This is a genomic window from Candidatus Poribacteria bacterium, assembly GCA_021162805.1.
Lineage (GTDB): Bacteria > Poribacteria > WGA-4E > B28-G17 > B28-G17 > JAGGXZ01.
The window spans coordinates 1-7,200 of sequence record JAGGXZ010000179.1 but is presented as its reverse complement, the minus strand read 5'-3'; the positions used below and the strand labels follow the sequence as shown (position 1 = coordinate 7,200).

Genomic DNA, 7,200 nt, shown 5'->3' with positions numbered 1-7,200 from the left:
TATCCTCATCCTATCACACTCCTTGGATGTTATGATGGATTTTCCAGATATCCTAACCTGCCAGATCTAACTTCAGGAGGGAGTACGGCTGATGCCTAACAACAGCCTGATACCTCTGACACATGATAGCGGAGCGCCCACATTAACCTCCGATCCTGGATGAACCTTCACCACCTGCCTATCTAAATTTCAATTGTTATTATACACTAGCCCCCCCCCATGCTTGTCAAGGGGAAAATTTCCTGGGAGCCTCCTCATCCTCGAAGTGACATTTGATAGCCTCTTTAACCATACTTTTAAGTTCTTCCGGCGTTTCCGCCTCGGTATAGATGGAATAGCCTAACGCTCTTGCTTCGTATCCCCCCTCAGGAGATTCCTCAACGAGGAATATGATCTCTTTAGCTATCATAGCTCAACCTCCTTGATCTTAACATCACCTTCACCTCAAGCTGGCCGCCCAGCGTCTCAGTTCCAGCTCGAGCTTATCAGCCAAGATCGGAACATCTATAGTGCCTAGAGCCTGAGAGATGACTTCCATCAAATCCAACTGCCTCTCGCACCACATACAACGGCCGACCCTTAACCTCCTCGTATATCCGACCAACATACTCCCCCAATATCCCGATAAAGACCAACTCCACCCCTCCTAGAAACAACATCGAAGCCAATATCAATCCATATCCCCAAAGAGCTCCTCGCAGAAAGCCGAGAACCATCAACACGAGTATACACAAAAACGATAATCCCGAAACACATAACCCCACATAGAGGGGAACCTCCAAAGGCACCCTCGAAAATGAGGTCACACCATCCAGGGCGAACCTCACCATCCTCCTGAGGGTATACTTGCTCTCCCCCGCAAAACGCTCCTCCCTTTCGTAGTAGATCTCCCCCTGCCTGAAACCCACCCACCTCACAAGCCCTCGGATGAAGCGGCTCCTCTCCCTCATCCCCCTCACCTCATCCACCACCCTACGGCTCAGCAGCCGAAAATCGCCAACCTCCCTGGGGATATCCACCTCTGATATCATCCCTATCAGGCGATAATACCCCCTGGCAGTGAATCGCTTGAAAAAGCCCTCACCCCTTCTAGCCACCCTCACGGCATGTACCACATCATACCCCTCCCTCCACACCCTCACTAACTCCTCTATCACCTCCGGAGGGTCCTGAAGATCCCCATCCATCACTATCACCCCATCCCCACACGAATAATCCATACCCGCCGTAATGGCTATCTGATGACCGAAGTTGCGGGAGAGATCCACGATCTTCACACGAGCATCCCTCTCCCGCAGCTCCATCATCACCTGTAGCGACCTATCCTCGCTGCCATCGTTGACGAAGATGATCTCATATGGCTCGCCGATCCCTTCCATCACCCTCTTCAACCTCCGATAAAGCTCCAGAAGAACCTCCTCCTCGTTGTAGATGGGAACCACGACCGAGATCATATCCCCTTAACCTCCCCATGTTTGGTCTTCCGCCAGTAATGAGGCTTGAAGATGAGCTCCATCAATCCCCTCCACCCCGCCACGCTCATCAAGACCCAGCTTATGGGGCTCAGCAGCCCGTATTTCACCAGATCATAATCCTCCCTCACGAGCGCCGAGATGATCATCAGGTAGATGAAGGCGAAGTTTAAAAAAATGAGGCTGAAACTCCCCATGTACCCTATCACCCCGGGGAACAGCGACTCGATGAAAGCCGATCCGCTCGCCATATGCCAGAGAAACATGAGCCAAAAGACGGGATTCAAGAGTGAGAGCATCGTCCCGAAACCGACTATCATGTTGAAGGTGAGGAAGTTGAAGACGCCCATCTCCCTCATACACCTTACAGGCTCCCTCATATGCACCAGGTACGTCTGGATGTATCCCTTCATCCATCTGGATCTCTGTCCCATCCAGTTTCCAAGCTCGCTTGCGGCCTCCTCCCAGGTGGTGGAGTTCAACACGCCCACCCTGTAACCTTTCCTATTCAGCCTCATACCCATATCGCAATCCTCCGCGACGTTGAACTCATCCCATCCGCCTATTTTCTCCAGGACCTCCCTTCTGAAATGGTTGGAGGATCCACCAAGAGGGACGGGAGCGTTTATAGATGAAAGTGCCGGCAGCATCAGATCGAACCAGAATGTGTACTCCAGCCTGAAGAGCCTCGTCAGCAGGTTCTGCCTGGGGTTGTAGAAGTTCAGCTTGGCCTGAAAGCAGGCGACCTTCTCATCTCCGCATTTCCTGAAGGCCAAGGCGGCCTGCTTGAGCTGATCCCTTTCGGGTCTGTCCTCAGCGTCATATATGACCAGATACTCCCCCGTGGCGTGTCTCAGCCCGAAGTTACATGCCCTGGGCTTGGTTTTGGGATACCCTCCTGGAACGATCAGCTTCTTGAAGTTTTCCGGCATCCTCATCCTCCCCAACGCCTCCATGGTCTCACGATCATCCTCCTCCAGAAGCAGCAGCACCTCGAGCTTCCCCTTTGGATAATCCATGTTTGAGATCGCCTCGATCAGTCCCTCCACGACTTCACCCTCCCTGTAGAGGGGAACCATGATGGTGTATCGGGGCAGGGAGTCATCCTTCAGCTCGGATATCTCCTCACCGGTGGACCTGACAGCTCCTCCCCTCCCCGATCGTATGAGGGGATACAGTTTGAAGGCCGCTGTGAGGATGTAGAGGGCTATGCATATCCCCACGACGGTCAGGAGATAGCCGAACCAATTGATCCATATCAGGCTCATTGATGCGGCAATCAGAAACACCAGGTCGATCTTCTGTCGTCCGTCAAGTGTTCTTTTGGCATTCATGGTTCAATTCAAAGGAAGCAGGAGGCAGGAGACAGGTCTTCCCACACTTATGAGCTTGCTCATGCCGGTCGCAATACGCCCTACGCAATACGTCTCTTTCCTCTCCTTGTCTCCCTGTCTCCCCTGCTTCCTGCCTCCTGTCTCCCGTCTCCTTATGTCGGTACAGATACATCTCCCTTTCCCTGAAGACGATCCGATAGCGGCGTCTCAACACCTTGCTCCCGTGAATTCTCCTCCACACCCTATCCCCCTTCCTCATCCAGATCCATCTTACGGTCAAGGGTTGAGAGTTAAGAGTCGAGAGATGGGATTTTCGTCCTTTGACCCTCGACTCTTGCTCCTCGGCCAGCTCCCCGATCGCTTTCTCCCAGTATCCTCTGGTTCCCTGATGGATAAACCTCTTAAGCGGGATGTGCATGTCGATGAATCTCGGGTTGTTCTCGAAGATGTCAACAAGTATGTATCCCCCGTCGTAGTGTTTGTCCAGCCATTTCTCTACCTCCCTGGCATCGCCGTTGTTCCATCCGCTTCTGGCGTCCTTCAGGGTGACTATGTCTCCGGTGCAGAACATATATCCGTATTGTATGAGGAGTATCCCTCCCAGGAGGGCTGCTCTCCATCTCCTCCCCCCGGCGAGGTGAGGGGTGAAGATGGCTATGGCGGGCAGCATCATAAGTCCGTATCTTGCGTTGAAGATCTCCTTTGTGTTTATCCCGCTCATCTTCGGCACGAGTAGGACGGTGTGTCCCAGGTATAGGGATGTTATATGGAAGATGGCGGGGAAGAGAAGGAGATATGGGGGAAGGGAGCTTAAGGTCAGCCTCCTTTTCAGGATGAATGCTATCAGCGAGGCGATGAAGATCAGGTAGAGGAATTCGCCTGAGTTTCTGGCCGATGCCAACAGATACTGTGAGATGCACAGGGGGAGATTACCCTTCGTGGGGAGCAATCCGGCTTGGTGAAGTTTAACCTGACACTGATGGGCGGAGTATTCCCCGAAGATGAAGTAGAGAGGATCTCCGAATATGACGAAGCACCATATGATCCACAGGATCACCCCGAAGGAGGCGAGGGAGAGGAAGGCTACCGTGAGCCCTTCCGTCCTCCCCTTGTCGTGCTTCTCGTTCCTTCTCAAGGATACAACGATTATGACGATGGTGTAAAGCGGGATAAGGCTCCATCCCTCATATCTGGTAAGCGATGCGAAGAAAACACACAGGGCTGAGAGAAGAAGATCCCTGTGCCTCCGGTCGATGACCCATCTCGCCAGGAAGTAGAGGGATGAGATGAAGGTGAGGATGTAGAGGGATTCTGTCATGGGGATGGACTGCATGTATAGCATGTTGGGATTGAGGGAGAAGACGGCGGTTGAGAGGAGGGCGGATCTGATGTCTTTGAGGATGAGGGTTGACAGCTTGAAGATGAGGATGGAGGAGAGAATGAAGGAGGCCATTGAGATGATGCTTCCTGGGATGCCCAAGCGGTATAGGGGGTCTATCCAGATGAGGGGAAGCATGAGGAAGTGGAAGAGGGGGAGCCACACCCCACCGAGCTGGGCGAGTCCTGGAGTGAGGCCATCTATCACCTGCCTTGCTATCTGAAGATGCGCTTTGGAGTCGAAGTAGAGGAGAGTGGATTTGGTGAATAGAAAATACAGGAAAGCAACTATACTCATCAAGAGTATAGCCAACAGACACCATCTTCTGCTCATTCTGTTTCCCACGACTTAACAGCCGGAGCCTTGGAAAATCCTCCTATCCTTCTATCATAGACCTTCACTCCCTTGGGAAATTTAATCCCAAACAGTTCATCAGGCACATCGATATTAATCTTAAAATCGCTGTGAATTACCAATGTTTTCGTGAATGATAGTCTATATTTATTTGATCTTTTATCAAAGCCATATAACCTGTAAACTATCCTGCTTGGGAACCAGATATTGTTTAGATACTGATGCAACTCCACTAGGGTTACCGTTCGCCTTTTTATTGGCTTTTCTTCGTACTGTTCAATTTTCCGAGGCCTATACCCTTTGTTAGGATCAATCCAAAATTTTATATCGCCTTTATCCGTTACGACCAGTATTTTGTAACAGTTACTATCTTCTACCGGCTCACTACCCAGCAGTTTAACGGATATAACCTTAATCTTTTTCCTCGTTCGTTTTTTTAATAAGCTAGCTAGAGGAATCGGAGGGTCAATAGGTATACTCCAGATCCTAGGGTCATAGGCAGTTAAGAAATATTTCTTAGATTGTATAACCGCTCGGATGACTCTACCATAGATGTCATACTCAAACATCATTACTTTTTCACCATCAAAGCTTTCCTCATGTTTGACCTGCACCTCTCTTCCAGTACCAACTTGGCGCAAGGTATATTTAACGTCACAGCGAGCCTTCTCCCCTTCGAAAGCAAAAAAGACCTCCTTATTGTCGCTGGATCTCCACGATTTTGCTTCTTCTTCTGGGCTTAAACCGGTTTTAGGCTTAATCGAAAATTCATCTTTACAAGTGATATATCCCATCCCACTTTTTACCAAAGAATCGTTAAACTCTACTCCATTTATGATTTCCTCTAAATCTAAGGCTTTAGAGAAACTCGATAGACTGAGCAAAAGGAAAGTTGATATAAGGAAGCTTAGGTATTTCATGGTAAACATCCTCCTTTCCCAATTGTTTTATCCAAGAGACGGTGTTTTATTTAGAGATTCCTTCATAACAAGGATCCTTTCATAACAATGGCTGCATCCTCCATTGTAAAGATTATAGCTGGTAAGCAATATCGTGCAGTCGCTATCACGATACAAATCGTAGTAACAACCCATGCAATAATCTTCATCACATGCAGGGCCTGAGTCGCACTCATAACCGATATGATCGGGACAGCACTCGAGGCAGCCTAAGCTATGGTCAGTTCTCCAGTAACCACTTCCCCAAGGATCGGGATCACATTCATAATTAAGGCAAGAAGCAGTAAGCGGAACCCTTTCACATTTCCAGTTATGCAGCCATCCTCCTTTTATCTTTGACATCTCTTCAAAGGTGAGGATCCGGGTTGAATCCTCCAAGGCCGATGTAAGCCAGAGCGAAAATAAGCCAACAAGTAAAGTGGAAATTACTCTGTGTAACCTCATCTTCCATCCCTCCTTTTTACAACCCCATTCTGTTCATGATATCCAATTTTATTCTCGCCTCCTCTGCCTCCGGTCTCCCAGGGTAAGATTCTATGATCATACTATAGTACCTTCTAGCGTTAGAGAAATCCTCTAACATATGATATCCTTGGGCTATATCCAGAAGTAGCAACGCTTTACTCATGCTGTTAGTAAAGTTTATCATCTTTGCTTTAAGCTCCTCCACCGCTTTGGCATATTCTTTCTTCCTAAAGTAGCACAAGGCAGTAAGATGGCAAGCTTCAGCGTAATCTCCGCTCATACTCGGGATTTTGGAGAATTCGAGCAAAGCCTTATCGTATTCCCTCATGTCGAAATAGAATCTGCCAAGGAGATAATGGAGGTGACTGTTCTTCGGCTCCCTTGAAATTATCCTCCTCATCACATCAGGAAATTTCCTTCGATGAATCTGTAGAAGCTTTGAACACTCTTCCTTGATTTCGCTAGGACAGCCGTTGCATTCTGCGAGTTTTGTTATCTGGTACCCTGCGTGGTATAACGCCTCCGCATCTTCTGACATGTAATCCATTATCTTCTTGAACTCACCTAAGGCAGCTTGGTAGTTTCTCTCGACCAAATAGCAGATTCCGAGGTTATATCTAGCGTATCTCTCCACATCCTCGGAAATCTGAGGACTGGAGAGAAGGTTTTTAAGCTCAGAAGCAGCTTTATCAAACTCCCTCCGGCAGATGTAGGCTTCTCCTAATTTGCATCTTACGCTTCCCACCAACCTCTCATCTTTGAATTTTTTGATTACGCCATTATAGGTGGAGATTGCCTCTTCCAGCTCTCCCGTTTCCTGATAGTGCTCCCCCATATGATACAAAGCCCATCCTGCCGACAGCGTATCAGGGTAATCCTCGATTACCTTCTGATAATAAGAGAGAGCCTCCCTCACCTTGCCTAATGCCCTATAACATTCACCTATCCTCACCAGAGACTCAGCCACATAGTTAGCGTTTCGATCTCTATCTACCACCTTCTGATACTCCTGAACTGCCTTTCCCAGATCGAACAGGTTCCACTGATAAATATTCCCTATCCGATATTGGGCTTCTATTGCTTCATCGCTATCAGGGAATCTCTCCACTATCCACCTGTATTTCTGTATCGCCCCCTGATAATCCTTTTCCTGGAAATGTTTCGTATACGCCTGCTGAAGCGCCTCCTTCGCCGTCCTGGGCTTGGCAAGCTCTATCTCTATCACCCTCCCCTGCATC

General features: G+C 48.9%; 6 protein-coding genes. All 6 read right to left on the bottom strand.

Going from position 1 to position 7,200, the window contains the following annotated elements; translation table 11 throughout:
- Nucleotides 1-226: 226 nt before the first annotated feature.
- Complete coding sequence (locus J7M22_13930) at nucleotides 227-409, bottom strand: 2-oxoisovalerate dehydrogenase (protein MCD6507704.1); 183 nt, start codon at nucleotides 407-409, stop codon at nucleotides 227-229.
- 76 nt (nucleotides 410-485) lie between these two features.
- Nucleotides 486-1,454 (bottom strand): glycosyltransferase family 2 protein, encoded by a 969-nt coding sequence (locus J7M22_13925; GenBank protein ID MCD6507703.1) that lies wholly within the window; start codon nucleotides 1,452-1,454, stop codon nucleotides 486-488.
- Nucleotides 1,451-2,761: a glycosyltransferase gene (locus J7M22_13920; GenBank protein ID MCD6507702.1), complete on the bottom strand. Its 1,311-nt coding sequence runs from the start codon at nucleotides 2,759-2,761 to the stop codon at nucleotides 1,451-1,453. Before J7M22_13920 ends, J7M22_13925 begins: the two co-directional genes overlap by 4 nt.
- A gap of 22 nt (nucleotides 2,762-2,783) precedes the next feature.
- Nucleotides 2,784-4,517 (bottom strand): glycosyltransferase family 39 protein, encoded by a 1,734-nt coding sequence (locus J7M22_13915; protein MCD6507701.1) that lies wholly within the window; start codon nucleotides 4,515-4,517, stop codon nucleotides 2,784-2,786.
- The gene (locus tag J7M22_13910; GenBank protein MCD6507700.1) at nucleotides 4,514-5,458 is read right to left on the bottom strand and encodes a hypothetical protein; all 945 of its coding nucleotides are present in this window, start codon (nucleotides 5,456-5,458) and stop codon (nucleotides 4,514-4,516) included. The genes J7M22_13915 and J7M22_13910 overlap by 4 nt, the downstream gene beginning before the upstream one ends.
- A 499-nt stretch (nucleotides 5,459-5,957) precedes the next feature.
- Nucleotides 5,958-7,200: tetratricopeptide repeat protein (locus J7M22_13905; protein ID MCD6507699.1), on the bottom strand; the 1,243-nt coding region annotated here is incomplete at its 5' end.

What these genes read in the sequence shown, in the direction of transcription:
- J7M22_13910 (MCD6507700.1), bottom strand. Translation starts at nt 5,458, where the DNA reads ATGAAATACCTAAGCTTCCTTATATCAACTTTCCTTTTGCTCAGTCTA.
- J7M22_13915 (MCD6507701.1), bottom strand. Translation starts at nt 4,517, where the DNA reads ATGAGCAGAAGATGGTGTCTGTTGGCTATACTCTTGATGAGTATAGTT.
- J7M22_13925 (MCD6507703.1), bottom strand. Translation starts at nt 1,454, where the DNA reads ATGATCTCGGTCGTGGTTCCCATCTACAACGAGGAGGAGGTTCTTCTG.
- J7M22_13930 (MCD6507704.1), bottom strand. Translation starts at nt 409, where the DNA reads ATGATAGCTAAAGAGATCATATTCCTCGTTGAGGAATCTCCTGAGGGG.